18 protein-coding genes and 1 riboswitch are annotated in these 22,107 nt (G+C 72.9%); of the genes, 6 read left to right on the top strand and 12 right to left on the bottom strand.

All coding sequences use genetic code 11. The features are described from left to right. The 10 genes from cobI to ACIGA3_RS00340 form a co-directional block, all read right to left on the bottom strand. Positions 1-732, bottom strand: coding sequence for a precorrin-2 C(20)-methyltransferase (gene cobI, locus ACIGA3_RS00385; protein ID WP_399708566.1), 732 nt, complete (start codon positions 730-732; stop codon positions 1-3). Beyond that, positions 729-2,249 (bottom strand): cobyrinate a,c-diamide synthase, encoded by a 1,521-nt coding sequence (locus ACIGA3_RS00380; RefSeq protein WP_399710738.1) that lies wholly within the window; start codon positions 2,247-2,249, stop codon positions 729-731. Before ACIGA3_RS00380 ends, cobI begins: the two co-directional genes overlap by 4 nt. Continuing rightward, positions 2,249-2,848 (bottom strand): cob(I)yrinic acid a,c-diamide adenosyltransferase, encoded by a 600-nt coding sequence (gene cobO / locus ACIGA3_RS00375; protein ID WP_399708563.1) that lies wholly within the window; start codon positions 2,846-2,848, stop codon positions 2,249-2,251. The genes ACIGA3_RS00380 and cobO overlap by 1 nt, the downstream gene beginning before the upstream one ends. Beyond that, positions 2,848-4,848: a putative cobaltochelatase gene (locus ACIGA3_RS00370; RefSeq protein ID WP_399708560.1), complete on the bottom strand. Its 2,001-nt coding sequence runs from the start codon at positions 4,846-4,848 to the stop codon at positions 2,848-2,850. Before ACIGA3_RS00370 ends, cobO begins: the two co-directional genes overlap by 1 nt. Then, entirely contained in the window at positions 4,845-8,510 is a 3,666-nt protein-coding gene (gene cobN / locus ACIGA3_RS00365) for a cobaltochelatase subunit CobN (protein ID WP_399708557.1), read from the bottom strand. Before cobN ends, ACIGA3_RS00370 begins: the two co-directional genes overlap by 4 nt. Next, positions 8,507-10,015 carry a cobyric acid synthase gene (locus ACIGA3_RS00360; RefSeq protein ID WP_399708554.1) on the bottom strand — a complete coding sequence of 503 codons (1,509 nt, stop codon included), beginning with the start codon at positions 10,013-10,015 and terminating at the stop codon, positions 8,507-8,509. The genes cobN and ACIGA3_RS00360 overlap by 4 nt, the downstream gene beginning before the upstream one ends. Continuing rightward, complete coding sequence (locus tag ACIGA3_RS00355; protein ID WP_399708551.1) at positions 10,012-10,962, bottom strand: cobalamin biosynthesis protein; 951 nt, start codon at positions 10,960-10,962, stop codon at positions 10,012-10,014. Before ACIGA3_RS00355 ends, ACIGA3_RS00360 begins: the two co-directional genes overlap by 4 nt. Positions 10,963-11,060: 98 nt before the next feature. After that, positions 11,061-11,193, bottom strand: a riboswitch (cobalamin riboswitch). Positions 11,194-11,328: 135 nt separating this feature from the next. Then, complete coding sequence (locus ACIGA3_RS00350; protein WP_393595917.1) at positions 11,329-11,550, bottom strand: hypothetical protein; 222 nt, start codon at positions 11,548-11,550, stop codon at positions 11,329-11,331. Positions 11,551-11,577: 27 nt separating this feature from the next. After that, a complete protein-coding gene (locus ACIGA3_RS00345) occupies positions 11,578-12,834 on the bottom strand; it encodes an anion permease (RefSeq protein WP_399708547.1) in 1,257 nt (418 codons plus the stop codon). Between the two features lie 140 nt (positions 12,835-12,974). Further along, on the bottom strand, positions 12,975-13,742 hold the full coding sequence (locus ACIGA3_RS00340; RefSeq protein WP_399708544.1) for a lysozyme: 768 nt from the start codon (positions 13,740-13,742) through the stop codon (positions 12,975-12,977). A 170-nt stretch (positions 13,743-13,912) separates the two neighbouring features. Between ACIGA3_RS00340 and ACIGA3_RS00335 the strand changes: the two genes are divergently transcribed. The 3 genes from ACIGA3_RS00335 (at position 13,913) to ACIGA3_RS00325 (ending at position 17,332) form a co-directional block, all read left to right on the top strand. Next, on the top strand, positions 13,913-14,578 hold the full coding sequence (locus tag ACIGA3_RS00335) for a class II aldolase/adducin family protein (RefSeq protein WP_399708541.1): 666 nt from the start codon (positions 13,913-13,915) through the stop codon (positions 14,576-14,578). Between the two features lie 50 nt (positions 14,579-14,628). Beyond that, on the top strand, positions 14,629-15,750 hold the full coding sequence (locus ACIGA3_RS00330) for an alpha/beta hydrolase (RefSeq protein ID WP_399708538.1): 1,122 nt from the start codon (positions 14,629-14,631) through the stop codon (positions 15,748-15,750). A 178-nt stretch (positions 15,751-15,928) separates the two neighbouring features. Then, a complete protein-coding gene (locus ACIGA3_RS00325) occupies positions 15,929-17,332 on the top strand; it encodes a hypothetical protein (RefSeq protein WP_399708535.1) in 1,404 nt (467 codons plus the stop codon). A gap of 28 nt (positions 17,333-17,360) precedes the next feature. On the opposite strand, the gene ACIGA3_RS00320 is transcribed toward ACIGA3_RS00325, so the two are convergent. Both ACIGA3_RS00320 and ACIGA3_RS00315 read right to left on the bottom strand, forming a co-directional pair. Further along, positions 17,361-17,780, bottom strand: coding sequence for a VOC family protein (locus ACIGA3_RS00320; protein ID WP_399708533.1), 420 nt, complete (start codon positions 17,778-17,780; stop codon positions 17,361-17,363). A gap of 82 nt (positions 17,781-17,862) precedes the next feature. Next, on the bottom strand, positions 17,863-18,753 hold the full coding sequence (locus tag ACIGA3_RS00315) for a neutral zinc metallopeptidase (protein WP_399708530.1): 891 nt from the start codon (positions 18,751-18,753) through the stop codon (positions 17,863-17,865). A gap of 225 nt (positions 18,754-18,978) precedes the next feature. Here ACIGA3_RS00315 and abc-f point away from each other — a divergent pair, with 225 nt between their 5' ends. The 3 genes from abc-f (at position 18,979) to ACIGA3_RS00300 (ending at position 22,105) form a co-directional block, all read left to right on the top strand. Beyond that, positions 18,979-20,577, top strand: coding sequence for a ribosomal protection-like ABC-F family protein (gene abc-f / locus ACIGA3_RS00310; RefSeq protein ID WP_399710736.1), 1,599 nt, complete (start codon positions 18,979-18,981; stop codon positions 20,575-20,577). A 373-nt stretch (positions 20,578-20,950) separates the two neighbouring features. Continuing rightward, positions 20,951-21,172 (top strand): helix-turn-helix domain-containing protein, encoded by a 222-nt coding sequence (locus tag ACIGA3_RS00305; protein ID WP_004002281.1) that lies wholly within the window; start codon positions 20,951-20,953, stop codon positions 21,170-21,172. A gap of 129 nt (positions 21,173-21,301) precedes the next feature. Then, positions 21,302-22,105: an enoyl-CoA hydratase/isomerase family protein gene (locus ACIGA3_RS00300; RefSeq protein WP_399708527.1), complete on the top strand. Its 804-nt coding sequence runs from the start codon at positions 21,302-21,304 to the stop codon at positions 22,103-22,105. The last annotated feature ends 2 nt before the right edge of the window (positions 22,106-22,107 follow it).

The raw sequence follows: 22,107 nt of genomic DNA, 5'->3' as shown, positions 1-22,107 counted from the left end.
TCACAGCTTCCCGCCCCGGCCGCCCTCGCGCCGGGGCGGCGCTATGAGCGTGGACAGGTACGGCAGCGCGTCCCCGTCCAGCTCGGCGGCGGGCCGCACCGACTCCTCCGGCAGCCCGAGCGCCGACCCCCACACCGCGTCCTGAAGCCGCCCGGCCTCCCGCAGCGCCTCGGCCACCTCCGCCGCGCGCCGCCCGAACTTGTACGCCACCACGGTCCCCGGACCCGCCAGCGCCTCCTTCAGCGCCGCAGCGCCCGCCGTCACCGGCACCAGCGTCAGCGGCTCGGTGCCCTCGGTCAGCACCGCGCCCGACCTGGCCGCCAGATCCTGCATCGCGGTGATACCGGGCACCGTCTCCACCACCAGCTCCGGCACCAGCTCCCTGAGCGTCTGCGCCAGGTAGGTGAAGGTGGAGTACACGTTCGGATCACCGATGGTGGCGAACGCGACGTACGCGTGCTCCCGCAGCAGCTCCGCGACCCGCGCGCCCGCCGCGTCCCACGCGGCCTCCCGGCGCGCCCGGTCCGTCCGCTCGTTCAGCGCGAACACCACCCGGACGATCTTCTCGCCGGACACATGGTGCAGCACCGTCGCCTCGGCCCGGCCCCGCTCCCCGGTGTCCATCACCGGTACGACGACCACATCGGCGGCCCGTAGCGCGTTGACGCCCTTCACGGTCACCAGTTCCGGGTCACCGGGACCCACCCCGACCCCGACCAGCCTGCTGCTCATGACGTCCGGCACCTCTCCGTGAACCTCCGGGCCACACCGGGCTCCGACGCCCAGTGGGTATGCAGATAACTCGCGTGCACGCCCTGCCGCACGAACCCCTCCACCCGCCGCTCCGGCGCGACCACACCCCACGCGGGCGCCTCACCGGCACCGGGCTCCACGACGGTCCGATGAAACTCATGCCCCCGCATCCGCGTCCCGGCCACCGCCAACACGCTGTCCCCGACGGCCACGGCATCCCGGTACCCGAGGCTCAACCGCTCCGACATCCGCGCGGAGGCGTCGAGCACGCCGCACATAGGGGTCCCGTCCAACTCCCGGCACAGGTAGAGCAACCCCGCACACTCCGCGGCAACGGGCGCCCCCGAGAGCGCGAGCGCGGCAATCTCCTTGCGCAGCGACTCATTGGCCCCGAGCTCACTCGCGTACACCTCGGGAAACCCTCCGCCGATGACGAGCCCCCGAGCCCCCTCGGGCAACCGCTCATCCCGCAACGGATCAAACGTGACGACTTCAGCCCCGGCGGCGCCGAGCAACTCGGCGTGCTCGGCGTAGGAAAAGGTGAACGCGGGCCCGCCGGCGACGGCAACGACAGGACGCCTACTTGCGGCGGGCCCGTCAGCAACGGGGACAACGGGACGCCCACTTGCAGCAGGGCTGCCGGCGCCGGCGCCAACGGCACGCTCACTCGGGGCGGAACCGCGCTCTGCCGCACCGCCCGACTGCTCCAAGCCCGTGGCCCGCTTCTCGGCCAACCGAGACGGCTGGTCGTGGGTGGGCAGAGAAAGGGCCTCAGCCGGGGACCACCCCGCACCCGGCAACGCCCCCGCACCCCGCGCCAGCGCCATCAGCGCATCCAAGTCGCACCCGGCAGAGACCTGCGCCCCCATGGCCGCGACCGCCGACACAGCGGCAGCACCCCGCTCAGCCACCGGCACCAACCCCAGATGCCGAGACGGCGTAGCCACCTGCTCAGCCCTCCGCAGCACGCCCAGTACGGGCACCCCCGCTTCGTCCAGCGCCTCCCGCAGCAACACCTCGTGCCGCTCGGACCCCACCTTGTTGAGGATCACGCCCCCGATCCGCACCCCCGCGTCCCAGGAGGCGAACCCATGCACCAGCGCGGCCACCGACCGGGACTGCGAAGAGGCGTCCACCACCAGCACCACCGGCGCCCGAAGCAGCTTCGCCACCTGCGCCGTGGAGGCCAGCTCACCCTGCCCCGCAGCCCCGTCGTACAGCCCCATCACACCCTCGACCACGGCCAGATCACACCCCCGCGCCCCATGCGCGAACAGCGGAGCGACCAGCTCGGGCCCGCACAGATACGCGTCGAGATTCCGCCCCACCCGACCGGTGGCGAGCGCGTGATAGCCGGGGTCGATGTAGTCCGGCCCCACCTTGTGCGGAGACACGGCGAGCCCCCGCGCGGCGAACGCGGCCATCAGCCCCGTGGCGACGGTGGTCTTCCCGCTGCCCGACGAAGGCGCGGCGACGACCAGCCGGGGTACGGACATCACCACTCGATGCCCCTCTGCCCCTTCTGCCCGGCGTCCATCGGATGCTTCACCTTGGACATGTCGGTCACCAGATCCGCGAACTCCACCAGAGGAGGAGGGGCGTTGCGCCCGGTGATTACCACATGCTGGTTACCCGGCCGGGCCCGCAGCACCTCCACGACCTCCTCGGTGTCCACCCACCCCCAGTGCATCGGGTAGGCGAACTCGTCCAGCACGTACAGCCGGTACGTCTCGGCCGCCAGGTCCCGCTTGACCTGCTCCCACCCCTCCCGGGCCTTCTCCTCGTTGTCGAGCTGCGCGTCCCGCTGGACCCAGGACCAGCCCTCGCCCATCTTGTGCCAGTCGACGGACCCGCCCTGCCCGGAGGCACCCAGCACCCGCAGCGCGTTCTCCTCGCCGACCTTCCACTTCGCCGACTTGACGAACTGGAACACCCCGATCGGCCACCCCTGGTTCCAGGCCCGCAGCGCCAGCCCGAACGCGGCCGTCGACTTGCCCTTCCCGATCCCCGTGTGCACGACCACCAGCGGACGATTGCGCCGCTGCCGCGTCGTCAACCCGTCGTCCGGCACCACACTCGGCTGCCCTTGCGGCACTACGCGGCCCTCCTCGAAGTCGTCCCCCGCACATCCCTGACCAGCCCGGCGATCGCGTCGGCCCGCAGCTCCTCCAGCGTCACCGCCGTACCCCCCAGCTCCTCCGCGAGTTGCCCCGCGAGCCCCAGCCGTACCGGCCCCGACTCGCAGTCCACGACCACCGAGGCCACCGACTCCGCCCCGAACAACCGCGCCGCACGCCCCGCCAGCGCCACCGGCTCCGGACCACCGGTCGCCCGCCCGTCCGTCACCACCACCAGCAGCGCCCGCCGGGACGGGTCACGCAGCCGCTCCACCCGCAGCACGTCGTGCGCCTTCAGCAACCCCGCCGCCAGCGGCGTACGGCCGCCCGTCGGCAGCGACTCCAGCCGGGCCGCCGCCGCGTCCACCGACGAGGTCGGCGGCAGCGCGACCTCGGCCGCCGCACCCCGGAAGGTCACCAGACCGACCTTGTCCCGCCGCTGGTAGGCGTCCAGCAGCAGCGACAGCACGGCACCCTTCACCGCGCTCATCCGCTGCCGCGCGGCCATCGAACCGGAGGCATCGACCAGGAAGAGGACGAGATTTCCCTCGCGCCCCTCCCGCGCCGCCTGCCGCAGATCGTCGCGGCGCAGCACCAGCCCCGGCCCCGACCGGCCGCGCGCCCGCTGATGCGGAGCGGCCGCCCGCACGGTGGCCGCCAGATGCAGCTTCGTCAACGCCCCACGCGGCCGCAGCGCACCGGTGGTCCGCCCGCGCTCGGTCCGCGCCCGTGAACGCCGCCCGGCCGCGCCCGCCCCGACACCGGGCACCGTCAGCGCCTTGGTACGGAACGGCTCCGCCGCCCGCGCCGGCGCCTGCTCACCCGCACCACCGGCGGCCGGCTGCGGCTCCCCGTCCTCACCGGCCTCCGGCCGCGCCCCGGCGCCCCCGCCCTGCGGACCTTCGTCAGGCGACGGCTGCCCGCCGCCACCGGGACCATCCGGGCCGGGATCGGGATCGTCGTCCTCCCCGGCCGACTCCTCCAGCGTCTGATCGAGCTTGTCCTCGTCCAGCCCCGGCGCGTCGAAGGGATTGCGGCGCCGCCTGTGCGGCAGCGCCAGCAGCGCGGCCTGCCGCACGTCCTCGGCCAGCACATCGCTCCGCCCGTCCCACGCGGCCAGCGCGGTCGCGGTACGCGCCATCACGATGTCGGCCCGCATACCGTCCACCTCGAACGCCGCACAGGTCGCCGCGATCTGCTTCAGCGCCCCGTCGCCCAGCCGCACCTTGGGCAGCAACTCCCGTGCCGCGAGGATGCGTTGCCGTACGGCACTCTCCTCGTCCGCCCAACGCGCCGCGAACCCGGCCGGATCGTCGTCGTACGCCAGCCTGCGCCGCACGACCTCCACCCGCTGATCGGGCTCCCGCGAGGCCGCGACCTCCACGGTCAGCCCGAACCGGTCGAGCAACTGCGGCCGCAGCTCGCCCTCTTCGGGGTTCATCGTGCCGACGAGCAAGAACCGCGCGGCATGCCGTACGGAGACACCCTCACGCTCGACGTACGAGGCGCCCATCGCGGCCGCGTCCAACAGCACGTCCACCAAGTGGTCATGCAGCAGGTTGACTTCGTCGACGTAGAGGATGCCCCGGTTGGCAGCTGCCAGCAGGCCGGGCTCGAAGGACTTGACCCCCTCCGCGAGCGCCCGCTCGATGTCCAGTGCCCCCACCAGCCGGTCCTCGGACGCCCCAACGGGCAGTTCGACCATCCGCGCGTCCCGCGCCTCGGCCGCCGTCACCGTGTGCGGCCCGTCCGGGCAGGTCGGATCGGGCGACGCCGGATCACAGGAGAACCGGCATCCGGCGACCACTTCGACCTCGGGCAGCAGCGCCGCCAGCGCTCTGACCGCGGTGCTCTTGGCCGTGCCCTTCTCGCCCCGTACGAGCACCCCGCCGATGTTCGGCGCGACGGCGTTGAGCAGCAGGGCCAGTTGCAGATCCTGCTGCCCGACCACCGCGGTGAACGGGAATCGCGTGCTCACTCGTCTCCCTCCAGCTCTCCCTCGAGTTCCAGATACGTCGCCCGGAGCCGCTCCAAGGTCTCCTGGTCCGGCTCCGCCCACAGCCCCCGGTCCGCCGCCTCCAGCAGGCGTTCGGTGATGCCGCGCAGGGCCCAGGGGTTGGACTTCTTCATGAAGTCCCGGTTCTCCGGGTCGAAGACGTACTCGGCGCTGAGCTTTTCGTACATCCAGTCGTCCACCACGCCCGCCGTGGCGTCGTACCCGAAGAGGTAGTCCACGGTCGCCGCCATCTCGAAGGCACCCTTGTAGCCGTGCCTTCTCATCGCGCTCATCCAGCGGGGATTGACCACCCTCGCCCGGAAAACGCGGTGCGTCTCCTCAGCCAGACTTCTGGTCTTGACCTGGTCCGGCACGGCCGAGTCGCCCACGTACGCCTCGGGGCTGGTGCCGGTCAGGTGGCGCACCATGGCGACCATGCCGCCGTGGTACTGGAAGTAGTCGTCGGCGTCGACAAGATCGTGTTCTCTGGTATCGACGTTTTTCGCCGCCACCGCGATCCGCTTGAACGCCGTCTCCATGTCCCCGCGCGCCGCGCGCCCATCGAGCCCGCGCCCGTAGGCGTAGCCGCCCCAGACGGCGTACACCTCGGCGAGATCCGCGTCGCTTCGCCAGTTCCGCGCGTCGATCAGCGGCAGCAGGCCCGCGCCGTACGCGCCCGGCTTGGAGCCGAAGACGCGGGCGGTGGCGCGGCGGCGGTCGCCGTGTTCGGCGGTGTCCTCCTCGACGTGGGCGCGGACGTAGTTGGACCCGGCCGGTTCGTCCAGCTCGGCCACCGCGCGTACCGCGTCGTCGATCAGACCGACCACGTGCGGGAACGCGTCCCGGAAGAAGCCGGAGATGCGGACGGTGACGTCGATGCGGGGGCGGCCCAGCTCGGCGAGGGGCACGATCTCGAAGCCGGTCACCCGGCGCGAGGCGTCGTCCCACACCGGGCGGCAGCCCAGCAGGGCGAGGATCTCCGCGATGTCGTCGCCCTGGGTGCGCATCGCCGAGGTGCCCCACACGGTGAGGCCCACCGACTTCGGATACTCCCCGGTGTCGGTCAGGTACCGCTGCACCAGTGAGTCCGCGAGGGACTGCCCGACCTCCCAACTCAGCCGGGACGGGATCGCCTTGGGGTCGACGGAGTAGAAGTTGCGGCCGGTCGGCAGCACATTGACCAGACCCCGCGTGGGCGAGCCCGAGGGTCCCGCCGGGACGTAACCGCCGTCCAGCGCACGGAGGATGTGCCCGATCTCGTCGGTGGTACGGGCGAGCCGGGGCACGACCTCCGTGCAGGCGAACTTCAACACCGCTGAAGCAGCGGCCAGTTCGAAGCCCAGCACCTCGTCCAGCACCGCCGGTACGGCCGCCCGGTCCCAGTCCCGCGCCTCCATGCCCTCCGCGATCCCGCGGCACAGCTTCTCCAGCAGGTCGATCGCGTCGGCCCCGGTGCGCGCCGGGCCCTCGGCCAGGTCGGTCAGCTCCACCGGCACCTTCACCGGCGCGCCCGGCTCGGCCAGCAACTCCTTCTCCACCAGCCCGAAATGCTCGGCCAGCGCGGCCCGCAGGCCCGGCAGCGCGTTGGCCTGGCCGCCCCAGACCTGGGAGGCGCGCAGCACGGCGAGGACGAGGTTGACGCGGGGCTCGCCCTCCGGGCCGCCGCCCAGGATGTGCAGTCCGTCGCGGATCTGCACGTCCTTGATCTCGCAGAGGTAGCCGTCGATGTGCATGACGAACGAGTCGAAGTCGTCGTCCTCCGGCTGCTCGTCCACGTGCAGGTCGTGGTGCAGCTCGGCGGCCTTGACCAGCGTCCAGATCTGGGCGCGCACGGCCGGGGCCTTGGTCGGGTCCAGGTCGGAGACGAGCGCGTACTCGTCCAGCAGTTGTTCCAGCTTGGCGAGATCGCCGTAGGTGTCGGCGCGGGCCATCGGCGGCACCAGGTGGTCGACCACCGTGGCGTGCCCGCGCCGCTTGGCCTGGGTGCCCTCGCCGGGGTCGTTGACGATGAACGGGTAGACGAGCGGGAGTTCACCGAGCACGGCGTCGGGCGCGCAGCGGCGCGACAGGCCGAGGCCCTTGCCCGGCAGCCACTCCATCGTGCCGTGCTTGCCCATGTGCACGACCGCGTCCGCGCCGAAACCCCCCTCCGATGTCGCAGCCTCCAGCCACCGGTAGGCGGCCAGGTAGTGGTGCGAGGGCGGCATGTCGGGGTCGTGGTAGATGGCGATGGGGTTCTCGCCGAAGCCGCGCGGCGGCTGGATCATCACGACGACGTTCCCGAACCGCAGCGAGGCGAGGACGATGTCGTCGCCGTCCACGTACAGGTTGCCCGGCGGCTCGCCCCACGCCTCCAGCATGGCCTCGCGCAGCTCGGGGTCGAGCGTGCCGAACCAGGCCCGGTAGTCGGCGAGCGGCACCCGTGCGGGCGCGGCGGCGAGCTGCTCCTCGGTCAGCCACTCCACGTCGTGGCCGCCGGCCGCGATCAGCCGGTGGATCAACTCGTCGCCCTCTGAGGGGTGTTCGCTCACCCCGTACCCGGCGTCGCGCAGCGCGTCCAGTACCCGTACCGCCGAGGCGGGGGTGTCCAGGCCGACCGCGTTGCCGACGCGGGAGTGCTTGGTCGGGTAGGCGGTGAAGACCAGCGCGATCCGCTTCTCCGCGTTCGGCTTGTGCCGCAGCACGGCGTGCCGTACGGCGATCCCGGCGACCCGTGCCGCGCGCTCGGGGTCGGCGACGTAGACCGGGACCTCGTCCGGCCCTGGCTCCTTGAAGGAGAAGGGCACGGTGATCAGGCGGCCGTCGAACTCCGGGATGGCGACCTGCATCGCGGCGTCCATGGGGGAGAGGGCGGCGTCCGACGCCTCCCAGGCGGCCCGCGTGGAGGTGAGACAAAGTCCTTGCAGCACAGGCACGTTGAGGTCCGCGAGGGCGCCGATGTCCCACGCCTCCTCGTCCCCGCCCGCCGAGGCGGCCGAGGCGTGCGCGCCGCCGGCCGCGAGCACGGTGGCGATCAGGGCGTCGGCCCGCCCCAGCAGTTCGTACAGCCCGGCGTCCGCGTCGCGCAGCGAACCGCAGTACACCGGAAGGGCGTTGGCGCCGCGTTCCTCGATGGCCGCGCACAGGGTGTCCACGAAGGCGGTGTTGCCGCCGAGTTCGTGCGCCCGGTAGAAGAGCACGCCCACGGTCGGCCGGCCCGCGCGCTGCTCGTAGGTGCCGTGCAGCCCGAACTCCGGCATCCGGTGCGGCTCTTCGAAGCCCTCGCCGGTCAGCAGGACGGTGTCGGAGAGGAACCGGGACAACTCCAGCAGGTTCGCCGGGCCGCCCTCGACCAGATAGCGCAGCGCCTCCGCGACGACCCCGGCCGGCGCGGTCGACTCGGCCATCAGCTCGGCGTCCGGCACGCTCTCGCCGCCCAGCAGCACCGTCGGCACCCCGGACGCCTTCAGCGCGGCGAGCCCGTCCTCCCAGGCCCGCTTGCCGCCCAGCAGCCGGACGACCGCGAGGTCCGCGCCGTCGAGGAGGGCGGGCAGGTCGGCGGCTGGGTCGACGCGGGACGGGTTGCCGATCCGGTAGTCGGCGCCGCTGGCGCGGGCGGCCAGCAGGTCCGTGTCGGCGGTCGACAGCAACAACACTGTGCTCATGCGGGCGCTCCCGGTGGAATGAAGGGCAGTCCTGCGGGCGCGCCCGACTCGATGAGCCGCCAGAGCGCGTCCGTGTCCGCGTGGTGTTCGATCAGGTCGCCGAGCAGGTCGAGCTGCTCCTCGCGCAGCGCGGCGAACGAGGTGTCGGGCGCCGGGACGAAGCGGCGCCCGGAGGCGGCGGCGACCTCGCGCAGGAAGGCGCGCCGGAAGCCGTCCGACTCCAGCGAGCCGTGCCAGTGGGTGCCCCAGACCTGCCCGGTCCGGCAGCCGTCCAGGAAGGCGTCCCCGCCCAGCACCTCGGCGACCCCGTGATGGATCTCGTACCCTTCGACCGGCTCGCCCAGGGCTTCCCCGACGGGCCGGGCGAGGGTCTTCTCGGCGTGGAACCGCACCCGCACCGGGAGCAGTCCGAGCCCCGGCACGCTTCCGGCGCGCGACTCGACGTCGTCCTCGATGTGCTCGCCGAGCAGCTGGAAGCCGCCGCAGATCCCGAGCACCGGGCGCCCCTCGGCGGCCCGGCGTACGAGCGCGTCCGCGAGGCCGCGCTCGCGCAGCCATTCAAGGGCACGCACGGTGCCGCGGGTGCCCGGCACCACCACGAGGTCGGCGTCGGCCAGTTCCTCGGGCCGGTCCACGAAGCGGACCACGACGCCGGGTTCGGCGGCGAGGGCGTCCACATCGGTGAAGTTGGACATCAGCGGGATCGCGCACACGGCGACCCGCAGCACGTCCTCGCCGACCGGTGGGGCGACCGTGGACTCGCGGACGGTGCCCCGCAGCGACACCCTCAGGCCGTCCTCCTCGTCGATGCCGAGCCCGTGCCGGAAGGGCAGCACGCCGTAGGTGTGCCGTCCGGTGAGGCCGCGCAGCATGTCCAGGCCCGGTTCCAGCAGCGAGACATCGCCCCGGAACTTGTTCACCAGGAACCCGGCGATCAGCGCCTGGTCCTCGGGGGAGAGCAGGGCGACGGTGCCGAAGAAGGAGGCGAACACCCCGCCCCGGTCGATGTCGCCGACCACGAGGACGGGCAGCCGGGCGCCCCGCGCGACCCCCATGTTGACGATGTCGGTGCGCCGCAGGTTGATCTCGGCGGGCGAACCCGCACCCTCACAGATCACCGCGTCATACGTGCCCCGCAACTCGGCGAGACAGTCCAGCACCGTTCCCAGCAAAGCCTGTTGACGCCCGCCGTGGTAGCCGCGCGCGCTCAGCTCGCCCACCGGCCTCCCCAGCAGCACCACTTGGCTGCTGCGCTCGCCACCGGGCTTGAGCAGTACGGGATTCATCAGCGCGGTCGGTTCGGTGCGGCACGCCTGCGCCTGCATGGCCTGCGCCCGCCCGATCTCCGCGCCCTCACGGGTCACGAAGGAGTTCAGGGACATGTTCTGCCCCTTGAACGGCGCCACCTTGACGCCCTGCCGGACCAGCCACCGGCAGATCCCGGCCGTCACGACACTCTTGCCCGCGTCGGACGTCGTCCCCGCGACCAGCAGACCACCGCTCACCTGCCCCGCCCCCTTCCGATGAGGCGCCCGGCGACGGTGACGCCGAGCGCGAGCAGACCGACCCGGCGCGAGAGCCGTACGGCCCGCCCGATGTCGGTGACCTGGACCGGCCGCCCGGCGCCGTTGAGCACGGGCCGGTGCTCGACCCGGCCGCCGTAGGAGAGGGTGCCGCCCAGCCGGACGCCGAGCGCGCCCGCGAACGAGGCTTCCACGGGACCTGCGTTGGGGCTCGGATGCCGGTGCGCGTCCGCCCGCCAGGCCCGTACCGCCCCACGCGGGTCGTCCCCGGCGAGCACGGCGAGCACGGCGGTCAGCCGGGCACCCGGCCAGCCGGCGACGTCGTCCAGCCGGGCGGACGCCCAGCCGAACCGGCGCAGCCGGGGCGACTTGTGCCCGACCATCGCGTCCAGCGTGTTCACGGCCCGGAACCCGAGCAGCCCCGGCACCCCGGCCACGGCGCCCCACACCAGGGCGCCCACCACGGCGTCGGAGGTGTTCTCCGCGACCGACTCCACGACGGCGCGCGCGATCGCGTCGGCGTCCAGCGCCTGCGGGTCGCGCCCGCACAGGTGCGGGAGCCGGGCCCGCGCGGCCGTCAGGTCGCCGCGCTCCAGGGCGCGCCCGACGGCGCGCGCCTCGCGGGCGAGCGAGGTGCCGCCGACGACGGCCCAGGTGGCGGCGGCGGTCAGCGCGGCGGACGCGGCGGGGCCTGGGCATACGGCGCGTACGGCGCGTCCGGCCACGGCTCCGAGCGCGGTGGCGCCTCCGGCGCACACCAGGGTGTGCAGCGCGCCCCAGCCCCGGTGGTCGTGCCACAGCGCGCGCTCCACGTGCCCGGCGGCCCGCCCGAAGGCGGCGACGGGGTGCATGCGGTGGGGGTCGCCCAGGAGGAGATCACCGAGGAGTCCGGCGGCGGCACCGTACGCGTACGAGCGATCGGCGCCCATCGGCTAGCTCGCCGTGGGCGTGCCGGTGTTCCTGGTCCGGGTTCTCGATGGGCAGCCGAGCATCACGGTATGTCCTCACTCAGGGTGTCCACGCCCTGGTTCGACGAGACCGGCGGCGAGAGTTCCTGGCTTCCGGGGACTTCTCCCCGGTGACAGTGGCGGGACCGCGCCGGATTCGCACCGGCTTCCTCTGCTGCCGCCGTACATGGCCCGCGAAGTCCACCACGCCCCCCGAAGGGCCGTCAACCTGCCTGTGACCTGCGGGAGAAGAGTGTGCTGAGCCCCACACCGGCACCGCCGGGGACAGCGGAAGGCCCCCGCGCGGTGTGTGCCGTGCGGGGGCCTTCCGAAGGCGCTTCGCGGGTCCTAGGCGACGATCAGGTAGAAGCCGTAGGCCACCGCCGCCGCGCATGCGGCGAAGCAGGCGTACGCGCCGGTGACCGCGAGCGGGGCCGAGCCGCCGGTGGCGGCGGCTCGCTCACGGCGGGCCAGGCCGTTGACGCCGAGGGTGAACAGGCCCACCAGGGCCACCGTGACCACGAGGCTGACGCCGAAGACGGAGCCGAGGGCCGCCCAGTCGATCTTCATGAGGATGTTCCTCCAGTTACCGGGTGGTCAGACCGTGGCGGGCGGGGCGGTGGTGGCGGGGGTGTGCGCGGATTCGGCGGTGGCGGCCGGGATGGTGGCCGTCAGGTCGTCCGCGACGATGCCCACGGGGGGCGGGGTGACCATGGCCATCGCGGTGGTCACCACACCGGCCGGCTCGACGTACTCCTCGGCGGTGACGTGGGTGTGGTCGATGACCTCGCGGCGGGAGAACTTCCAGATGGCGAAGCTGGCGCCGATCAGGAACAGGGCGACGAGCCCGGTTCCCCAGTCGCCCAGGCCGGTCACGGCCTCGGCGCCCGCGCCGACCAGCGCGGCGGCCGGCAGGGTCAGCGCCCAGGCGACGAACATCCGGGTGGCGGTGGACCAGCGGACCACACCGCCCTTGCGGCCGAGGCCCGCGCCCATCACCGAGCCGGAGACGACATGGGTGGTGGAGAGGGAGAAGCCGAGGTGCGAGGAGGCCAGGATGGCGGCCGCGGCGCTGGTCTGCGCGGCGAAGCCCTGACGGGGCTCCAGGTCGGTCAGGCCCTTGCCCATGGTGCGGATGATGCGCCAGCCGCCGATGTAGGTGCCGAGCGCGATGGCCAGGCCGGCGGAGAGGATCACCCAGGTGGGAGGGTTGGAACCGGGGGACAGCGCACCGCCCGCGATCAGCGCGAGGGTGATGATGCCCATGGTCTTCTGCGCGTCGTTGGTGCCGTGCGCCAGGGAGACCAGTCCGGCCGAGGCGATCTGGCCGGCGCGGTAGCCCTTGCGGGTGGCGTTGCTGTCGCCCTCGCCGCCGATGCCGTAGGAGAGGCGGGTGGCGAGCATCGTGGCGAGACCCGCCACGAGCGGCGCGGCGACCGCCGGGAGCAGCACCTTGGTGACCAGCATGTCACCGTGGACGGCGCCGAAGCCCGCCGAGGCGACGGTGGCACCGACGAGGCCGCCCATCAGGGCGTGCGAGGAGCTGGAGGGCAGGCCCACCAGCCAGGTCAGCAGGTTCCAGAGGATCGCGCCGGTCAGGGCCGCGAAGATGACCTCGGGACGGATGCCGGTCTCGTCGACGAGACCCTTGGAGATCGTGTTGGCGACCTCCACCGAGAGGAAAGCGCCCACCAGGTTGAGCGCGGCGGACATGGCCACCGCGACCTTGGGCTTGAGTGCGCCGGTCGAGATGGTGGTGGCCATCGCGTTGGCGGTGTCGTGGAAACCGTTCGTGAAATCGAACGCGAGTGCGGTTATCACCACTATCGCGAGGATCAGCGAGAAGCTTTCCATTTACCCAGGCAATCGTTCGAAGTCGTTGGCGGGATGAACGTAGGCAACCCGGGTGAACGGAAGGTGAACTGGGACGGGCGTCGTGGTGTCGGAAGCGGCACCCCGGATTCCGGGGCATCCGGCCGCCCTCCGGGGGTCGTTCAGCGCCCGCGCGCGAAGGTCCGCAGCCGGGCCGAGGAGCCGCCGAAGAGATCCTGGTCACCCGGCAGGCGGCCCTTGGTGCCGTGCTGCCAGAAGGTCCAGTACCGCCAGCCGCCGGGCAGTCTGCCGGGGCCGGACGAACCATGGCTGGCGATCCACAGGGCGTGGTCGCCGGAGAAGGCGCGGCTGTTGCCGGTGCAGGCGGTCCACCAGTTGGTGGTGGTGTAGATGACCGGGCGGCGGCCGGTCTCCCGGCGGATCTCGTCACTGAAGGACCTGATCCAGCGCACCATCCGCTTCCGGCTCAGCCCGTAGCACTTGTGGTGCTTGTCGTACGGGTTGTACTCGATGTCGAGCGCGGGCGGCAGCGTCACCCCGTCGGCCTGCCAGTCGCCGCCGTGCCGGACGAAGTACGCGGCCTGCGCGGCGCCGGAGGAACGGTTCGGCAGGGCGAAGTGGTAGGCGCCCCGGATCAGCCCGGCCTGGCGCGCGCCGTTGTACTGGCCGGCGAAGTAGGGGTTGCGGTAGGTCGTGGACTCGGTCGCCTTCACGTACACGAACCGGGCGCCCTCGGCGCGGGCCGACCACCAGTCGACGCGCTTCTGGTGGGAGGACACGTCGTGCCCCCTCGGCTGGGTCCTGCGCAGCTCGGGCTGCGCGGCGAGCGGGGCGTGGGCGGCGGTGAGGGCCCCGGTGAGGGTGAGGGCCGAGAGGGCCGCGGCGAGGACGCCCGCGCGGCGACGGGTTGATGAGCGGTCACGGGCCATGCGGTCCCCCGGTGAAACGTGGTCCAGCGAGTGAGAGGGATCAGTCAAAGTCGGGAGGCCGTCAGAAGTGTGACTATTTCTGGCGTTTCTGATCGGTTTAGCTCGTTCGGAGGCGCGTGAAGGGCGTGGAAGCGGGCACGCGCCCGGCCCCCGGCTGGCAGGATCGCCGCATGGCGGAACAGCGGCGGGACGCGGACGGCGACGAGGCGCGGGCCTGGGCGGAGCTGGTGGCCACCGCCCGGCGGACCGTCGCCGACGGGCTGGTGGTCGGCACCTCCGGCAACGTCTCCGCGCGGGTGGGCGACACCGTCCTGGTCACCCCCTCGGGCGTGCCCTACGACCGGCTCACCCCCGCCGACATCACCGGCGTCGACCTCTCCGGCCGCCAGGTGCTCGGGACGCTGGTGCCGACCAGCGAACTGCCCATGCACCTCGCGGTGTACCGCACCACCGGCGCCCGCGCCGTCGTCCACACCCACGCCGTGCACGCCACCGCCGTCTCCACCCTCGTCACCGAGCTGCCCGCCGTCCACTACATGACCTGCGCGCTCGGCGGCCCCGTACGGGTGGCCCCCTACGCCGCCTACGGCACCCCCGAACTGGCCGCCCACATGCTGCGCGCCCTTCAGGACCGCTCCGGCTGCCTCCTGCGCAACCACGGCACGATCACCTACGGGGACACCCTGGACGGCGCCTACGACCGCACCGCCCAGCTGGAATGGATGTGCCGCCTCTGGCTCACGGCGTCCTCCGTGCCGGGCCTGACCCCGGCCCTGCTCACGGAGGCGGAGCTGACCGAGGCGGGGGAGCGGCTGCGGGGGTACGGGCAGCGCTGAGCGGGGGTGCTCCGCTGGCCGGTACCGGCCCGGCCCCCGACACTGGACCCGTGCGCAAAGTCCACGTAGTCGCCGCCGCGATCGGTGCCGTACTGGCCGCCGGCGCCGCGTCCGTGGCCGTCGGCAGGCTGGCCAGCGGTGCCGCGCTGAAGCTGCCGCCCGGCCGCCCGCTGCCCACCGAACCCCGGCTCACCGTGCACGGCGTGGAGGGCGGCCGGATCACCCTCACCCGCGACCTCGCCTCCCGCCGCCCCGGCGTCTACGGCCTCGCGGGCAACGGCTCCCACGCCGTCGTCGGACCGGTGCTGGAGGGGGCCGAGCAGAGCGCCGACACGGTCGTACGCGCCCTCGAACGCCTCACCCACGGGACCTTCAGCCCCGGCGACTCCGCCTGGCTCACCCCCAACGCCTACGTGGGGGACCCCGGCTCCGCCCTCGGTCTCGAGTACGCCGACATCGACATCCCCGGCGAACTCGGCCCGCTGCCCGCGTGGTTCGTGCCCGGACCCCGGGACACCTGGGTGATCGCCGTGCACGGTCTTGGCGCCACCCGCGAGCAGACCCTCAACGTCATGGGGATACTCCACGCGCTCGGGCTGCCCGTGCTCGCCCTCGCCTACCGGGGCGACCTTGGCGCCCCACGCTCCGCGGACGGCCTCAGCCACCTCGGCGAGACCGAGTGGCGGGACGTGGACGCGGCGATCCGCTACGCCGTCCGTTACGGCGCCCGCCGGGTCGTCCTCCTCGGCTGGTCCACCGGCGCCACGATGGCCCTGCGCGCCGCCGAACGCTCCTCCGTACGGGACCGCGTCGCCGGCCTGATCCTCGACTCGCCCGTCCTCGGCTGGGAGGTCACCCTCCGCGCCCTGGCCCACGCCCGCCACGTCCCCGGCCCCCTGCTGCCCCTGGCGGTACGCGCCGCCCAGGGCCGCGCCGGCATGCGCACCGCCCGCCAGGCCGCGGGAGTGGAACCCCTCAGGGTCCCCACCCTGATCATCCACGGCCCCGACGACAAGATCGCCCCCTGGACGGACTCCCGCCGCCTGGCCGCCCGCCAGCCCGGCCTCATCTCCCTCCACCCCGTCCCCAAGGCCCCCCACGCCGCCATGTGGAACGTGGACCCCACGGCCTACGAGGACCTGCTCCGCCGCTTCCTGACCCCACTGCTGTAGCCCTCCGGCCTGGCGGGCCCAAGCCGGAAGCCCCGGTTCCTCGGCGGGTCTCAGCCGAAGGGGACGTGCCGGCCAAGTCCCCGGCCGACGCGCCGTGAGACTGCTGCCTTGGCCCTCTGTGTTGCCCGCTGTGACATCCCGTTTGGGTTTTCGGACCGTCAACCGGAAGACTGCACCCGTGACGTCCCGTATCCCGCGCGACTCCAGGCTTCGACTCGTCCGTCCGCGACCCCTGGCCGCCGCCCCCAGAGCTGTGAACCAGCGGCGCACGCGCCGCGCCGCGCCCCGGCCGCCCGAGGGGACCCCGGCCCCCGCCGAACTGGCGAGACTCGCCCGGACCGTCCTCGCCGGGGCGGTCCGCGTGGCCCGGTGGGCCGACCTCGCCCTCGGGCCCGGCAGCGACGCCGCCACCGCCGACGGCAAGGCCACCCTGTCCGACGCGACCGCCGACCGCGCCGCCGCCGACCTCGGCCTCACCACCGCGCAGATCCGCGCCGACTGGGACACCGCCCGCCTCTCCGGGCTCGTCGAGGTGCACGGCGACAGCGCCCGCCCGGGCTGGCGCCTGCGCGCCTGGGACCGCGACGACAGTGCCGTACTGCGCGGCTGGGTCGCCCTCTTCGACGCCTGGTCGCTGGCCTGCCCCGAACCGCGGGGCCAGGAACCGGCCACCGTCGCCGAAGTCGTCTCGGCGATGCCCCAGGTCCTCTCCTTCCTCCAGCTCTCCGCCGGGCCCGTCCCCGCCGAGCAGCTGCTCGACCTGCTCCAGCAGCGGGTCACCGAACTGCGCACCGAACGCTGCGAGATCACCTACGCCCCCGGCGCCGTCGAGGCACCCGTCCTCGCCGCCCCCGCCCCGGACGTCCCCCTCGCACCCCTCCTCGACTGGGCCGTCGAAGCGCTCGCCGCCGTCGGCGCCCTCACCCACGGCGACGGCCACGCCACCCTCACCCCCCTCGGCAGCTGGGCGGTCTGGGTCAAGCTGGAACAGATCTGCGTCGCCGCGCAGAGCCCCGCCGGCAACATCGAGCAGTCCGCCGAGGACATGCTCCGCGGCTGCGCCCAGCTCCGCCCCAACGCCGCCCGCGCCGAATACCGCGCCTGGCTCGCCGCCCGCACGGTCGGCGGCGCCGTCGGCCAGCTCCTGGACGCCGCCCGAGGCGACGACGCCCTGCTGCGCGGCCTCGCCTTCGAGGCGCTCCGCGTGGTCGGCGCCCCCGCCGAGCACGACGTACGCGCCGTCGTCGCGGAGCCCGCGCTGCGCCCCTACGCCCTGCTGTGGCTCGCCGAGTACGACGGAGTCGACCCGGAGGATGCCCACGAGGTCCTCACCCGCGAGGAAGCCACCTGGCTGTGGGTCGACACCGCGGCCGCCGTCGCCGACCACGGCGAGACCGACATGCTGGTCCGGCACCTGGAGGCGGCGGTACAGCCCACCGTCCCCGCCCTGCTGGAGGAGGTCCGGGCCGTCGGCCACCCCCGCACCGTGCAGGTCCTGGTCGCGCTCGCCGCCGCCCACCCCGACCCCGCCCTCGCCAAGGCCGTACGCCGGGCCGCCTTCCAGGTGCACACCGGAGGCTGAGAGCGGCCCGCCGCAACGCCCCCGCCGCTCAGGGAGTCATCGCGGGGGCGTACGTCCCGAAGCTCCAGATGTTGCCCTCGGCATCCCGCGCCATGTAGTCCCGCGAGCCGTAGTCCTGGTCCGTCGGGGGCATCAGGATCTCCACGCCGTGCTCCACCGCACGCCGGTGATGGGCGTCCACGTCGGCCCCGTCGTCCAGGACCACGTACGTCCCCGCCGGGCCCGCGCCGCGCATCGCCTGGTCGAAGACACCGCCCCGCCCCTTGGCCCCCAGCATCACCGCCCCGTTCCCCTGGGTCAGCTCGGCGTGCAGCACCGTGCCGTCCTCCGACTCGTACACCGCCAGCTCGGTGAAGCCCAGTGCCCGCGTCAGCTGCGCGATGGCCGCCCGCGCGTCCGCGTACAGCAGCGTCGGGTACACACTCGGGCGCCCACTCGTGTCCGCCATGCCGGTCACTCCCTCGTGAACGGTTCTGTGGTGATTCGCACCATTTGCTCTGATCAGTCTGGCACCCACCACTGACAACGCCTCAGCCGAAGGTGTTGCACCGGTCCGGATCGCCCGTCCGGTACCCCTGGTCGAACCACTGCTGGCGCTGGAGCGAGGAGCCGTGGGTCCAGGTCTCCGGCGTCACCCGCCCCTGGAACTCCTCCTGGATGCGGTCGTCGCCCACGGCGGCCGCCGCGTTCAGCCCGTCCTTGATGTCCGCCGGGGTCAGGCTGGTGATCAGCGGCCGCCCAGTCGACTCGTCCGGCGTCGTCGTCGCGTGGTGCGCCCACACCCCGGCGTAGCAGTCCGCCTGCAGCTCGACCCGCACCGAGTTGCTGTTCTCGCCGGTCATCCCGTCCTGGCTGCGTGCCAGCGTGCCCATCAGGTCCTGCACATGGTGGCCGTACTCGTGCGCGATGACGTACGCCTGCGCGAACGGGCCGCCGCTCGCCCCGAACTTCGTGCGCAGCTCGTCGAAGAACCCCAGGTCCAGATAGACCCTCTGGTCACCGGGGCAGTAGAACGGCCCCACGGCAGCCGTCGCCGCCCCGCAGGCCGTACGGATCTGCCCGCTGAAGAAGTACGTCTGCGCCGGGGTGTACCGCTTCCCCTGCTGCCGGAACTCCTGCGACCAGTAGTCCTGCACGCTGTTGACCACCGCGACCGCCCGGCAGTCCTCCCGGGTGTTCGCGTCCCGGCCGGTCCGGCACTCCTGCTGCACCTCGCCCATCGAGGAGGGCTGGGAGGCGGCCTCGTCACCGCCCGAGGAGAGCCCGAGCTGGTCCGGGCCGACGCCCAGGAACAGCGCCAGCAGCAGCCCGACCAGCCCGACGACACCGCCGCCGATCGTCGCCCGGCCTCCCGGCACCCGGCTCCCGCGCACGTCCCGCACCTCGGAGGTGTCCAGATCCGCGTCGTCGTCGAACTGCACAGCCCGTCACTCTCCGTTATCTTCCGTGCGGGCCGTCACGCCCGTCGCCCGCAGCCCTGGCGCCATTCCTACCCCGAGACGCCCCGCACCCCGCCACCCGAGGCAGGAAAAGGGCTTGCCCGCCCCCGTTAGACTGGTTCCATGGCCATTCTCCTCGCGCATTAGACGGCGGGAACGCCCTCGACAGCCGCCCATCCGTCAACCACGTACGCCAGGAGTATGTCCGTGATCTCCGCCTCCGGTATCGAGCTGCGCGCCGGTGCGCGCGTCCTCATCGAGAACGCAACCTTCCGGGTCGCCAAGGGCGACCGCATCGGCCTCGTCGGCCGCAACGGCGCCGGCAAGACCACCCTCACCAAGTGCCTCGCCGGTGACGGCATCCCGGCCGCCGGCACCATCACCCGCTCCGGCGAGGTCGGCTACCTCCCGCAGGACCCCCGCACCGGCGACCTCGACGTCCTCGGCCGCGACCGCATCCTCTCCGCCCGCGGCCTCGACGTCCTGATCCGCAAGATGCGCGAGAACGAACAGCGCATCGCCAACGGCTCCGGCGCCACCCGCGAGAAGGCCATGCGCCAGTACGAGCGCCAGGAGACCGAGTTCCTCACCAAGGGCGGGTACTCCGCCGAGGCCGAGGCCGCGACCATCGCCGCCGCCCTCAACCTGCCCGACCGCGCGCTCGGCCAGCCGCTGCACACCCTCTCCGGTGGTCAGCGCCGCCGTATCGAGCTGGCCCGCATCCTGTTCTCGGACGCCGACACCCTGCTGCTCGACGAGCCGACCAACCACCTCGACGCCGACTCGATCGTCTGGCTGCGGGACTACCTCAAGTCCTACCGCGGCGGCTTCATCGTGATCTCCCACGACGTCGACCTGGTCGAGACGGTCGTCAACAAGGTGTTCTACCTGGACGCCAACCGCGCCCAGATCGACGTCTACAACATGGGCTGGAAGCTCTACCAGCAGCAGCGCGAGGCCGACGAGAAGCGCCGCAAGCGCGAGCGGCAGAACGCCGAGAAGAAGGCCGCCGCGCTGAACTCGCAGGCCGACAAGATGCGCGCCAAGGCCACCAAGACGGTGGCCGCGCAGAACATGGCCAAGCGCGCCGACAAGCTGCTCGCCGGCCTCGAGGCGGTCCGCCAGTCCGACAAGGTCGCCAAGCTCCGCTTCCCGGAGCCCGCGCCCTGCGGCAAGACCCCGCTGATGGCCGAGGGCCTGTCGAAGTCGTACGGCTCGCTCGAGATCTTCACCGACGTCGACCTGGCCATCGACAAGGGCTCCCGCGTCGTCATCCTCGGCCTCAACGGCGCGGGCAAGACCACCCTGCTGCGCCTGCTCGGCGGGGCCGAGCAGCCCGACACCGGCGAGGTCGTCCCCGGCCACGGCCTCAAGCTCGGCTACTACGCCCAGGAGCACGAGACCCTGGACCCCGAGCGCACGGTCCTGGAGAACATGCGCTCGGCCGCCCCGGACCTGGACCTGGTCGAGGTCCGCAAGACGCTCGGCTCGTTCCTGTTCTCCGGCGACGACGTCGACAAGCCCGCCGGTGTCCTCTCCGGCGGCGAGAAGACCCGCCTGGCGCTCGCCACCCTGGTCGTCTCCTCGGCCAACGTGCTGCTGCTGGACGAGCCCACCAACAACCTCGACCCCGCCAGCCGTGAGGAGATCCTCGGCGCCCTGCGCACCTACAAGGGCGCGGTCGTCCTGGTCACCCACGACGAGGGCGCCGTGGAGGCACTCCAGCCGGAGCGGATCATCCTGCTGCCGGACGGCGTGGAGGACCTGTGGGGCTCCGGCTACGCCGATCTGGTCGCCCTCGCCTGACCCCGTAGGGCCCTCCTGGGCCCGCCCCGGGGCCCGGTGATCCACCCCGACCGGATCATTCGGCCCAGCGGTGATCCACCATCTGAGTGAGATCTCCTCATCCCGTGGTGTGTCATACACGGATTTCGCGGCCGGCCCCCCTGTACCCGAGCGGTACCGGGGGGCCGGCCGTCTTACGTCTCTGACCTGGGACTTCCCTGTTCCACCCGTTCGGCGGTACGGGCGCGCCGCTTCGGAATGAGCGATTCCGTATGTGGGGACCCGCTCCTGTCGTCACAACCTCGTCTCACGGACCTTGCCGAATGGGTGGCCAACCCGACGCGGAGGGGTGATCATGAGAAGACCAGAGCGCACTTCCCACGAGGAGGCACGGGTGGCCGAGACTCTGAAGAAGGGCAGCCGGGTAACCGGCGCCGCGCGCGACAAGCTCGCGGCAGACCTGAAGAAAAAGTACGACTCCGGTGCGAGCATCCGGGCGCTGGCCGAGGAGACCGGTCGCTCGTATGGCTTTGTGCACCGGATGCTCAGCGAGTCGGGCGTCACGCTCCGTGGGCGTGGCGGTGCGACGCGGGGCAAGAAGGCCGCGTCGTCCTGACTCCGGGCGGTCCATCGGCTTCGATGGTGGCCACCCGGTCGGTCCCGTGATCGTCCGGGTGGTTACTGTGCAGTCACTTCGCGGTGCCGTACGGCTCCGCGCGATGACCGCACCCATCGGAGGCGCCCCATGGCTTCGCCCGACCAGGACCTCGCTCCTGTTCTCGACAAGGACGGGGTACGGCTCACCGTCGACGACGCGCTCGCCACGGTGACGCTGACCAACCCGGCCAAGCGCAACGCGCAGAGCCCCGCTCTGTGGCGGGCGCTGGCCGAGGCGGGCCGGGCGCTGCCGGGCTCCGTCCGGGTCGTCGTGCTGCGCGGCGAGGGCAAGTCCTTCTCCGCCGGGCTGGACCGCCAGATGTTCACCCCGGAGGGGATCGAGGGCGAGCCGACCTTCATCGATCTCGCGCGCCGTGACGACGCCGGGGTCGACGAGGCCATCGCCGCGTACCAGGAGGCGTTCACCTGGTGGCGGCGCAACGACATCGTGTCCATCGCCGCCGTGCAGGGACATGCCATCGGCGCCGGGTTCCAGCTGGCCCTCGCCTGTGACCTGCGCGTCGTCGCCGACGACGTGCAGTTCGCCATGCGCGAGACCAGCCTCGGTCTGGTCCCCGACCTCACCGGCACCCACCCGCTGGTCGGCCTCGTCGGCTACGCCCGCGCGCTGGAGATCTGTGTCACCGGCCGATTCGTGCACGCCGAGGAAGCGGTCGTCTCCGGCCTGGCCAGTGTCTCGGTGCCCGCCGCCGAACTCGACGGCGCCGCGGGGGACCTGGCCGCAGCGGTGCTGGCCGCGCCGCGCGACGCCGTGGTGGAGACCAAGGCGCTGCTGCGCGGCGCCACCGGCCGCTCCTTCGACGAGCAGCGCGTCGCCGAACGCGCCGCCCAGGCCCGCAGGCTCCGCGACCTCGCGGGCATCGGCGACTGACG

The organism is Streptomyces sp. NPDC085596 (genome assembly GCF_044541565.1).
GTDB lineage: Bacteria > Actinomycetota > Actinomycetes > Streptomycetales > Streptomycetaceae > Streptomyces.
The sequence above is the reverse complement of the archived record's forward strand: the minus strand, read 5'-3'. Positions and strand labels throughout refer to the sequence as shown.

Bases quoted from the DNA above. Each gene is read 5' to 3' on its own strand.
- ACIGA3_RS00300 (WP_399708527.1), top strand. From the start codon at position 21,302: ATGGCTTCGCCCGACCAGGACCTCGCTCCTGTTCTCGACAAGGACGGG.
- ACIGA3_RS00320 (WP_399708533.1), bottom strand. From the start codon at position 17,780: ATGGCGGACACGAGTGGGCGCCCGAGTGTGTACCCGACGCTGCTGTAC.
- ACIGA3_RS00335 (WP_399708541.1), top strand. From the start codon at position 13,913: ATGGCGGAACAGCGGCGGGACGCGGACGGCGACGAGGCGCGGGCCTGG.
- ACIGA3_RS00380 (WP_399710738.1), bottom strand. From the start codon at position 2,249: ATGTCCGTACCCCGGCTGGTCGTCGCCGCGCCTTCGTCGGGCAGCGGG.
- ACIGA3_RS00355 (WP_399708551.1), bottom strand. From the start codon at position 10,962: ATGGGCGCCGATCGCTCGTACGCGTACGGTGCCGCCGCCGGACTCCTC.
- ACIGA3_RS00340 (WP_399708544.1), bottom strand. From the start codon at position 13,742: ATGGCCCGTGACCGCTCATCAACCCGTCGCCGCGCGGGCGTCCTCGCC.
- ACIGA3_RS00345 (WP_399708547.1), bottom strand. From the start codon at position 12,834: ATGGAAAGCTTCTCGCTGATCCTCGCGATAGTGGTGATAACCGCACTC.
- cobN (WP_399708557.1), bottom strand. From the start codon at position 8,510: ATGAGCACAGTGTTGTTGCTGTCGACCGCCGACACGGACCTGCTGGCC.
- cobI (WP_399708566.1), bottom strand. From the start codon at position 732: ATGAGCAGCAGGCTGGTCGGGGTCGGGGTGGGTCCCGGTGACCCGGAA.
- ACIGA3_RS00350 (WP_393595917.1), bottom strand. From the start codon at position 11,550: ATGAAGATCGACTGGGCGGCCCTCGGCTCCGTCTTCGGCGTCAGCCTC.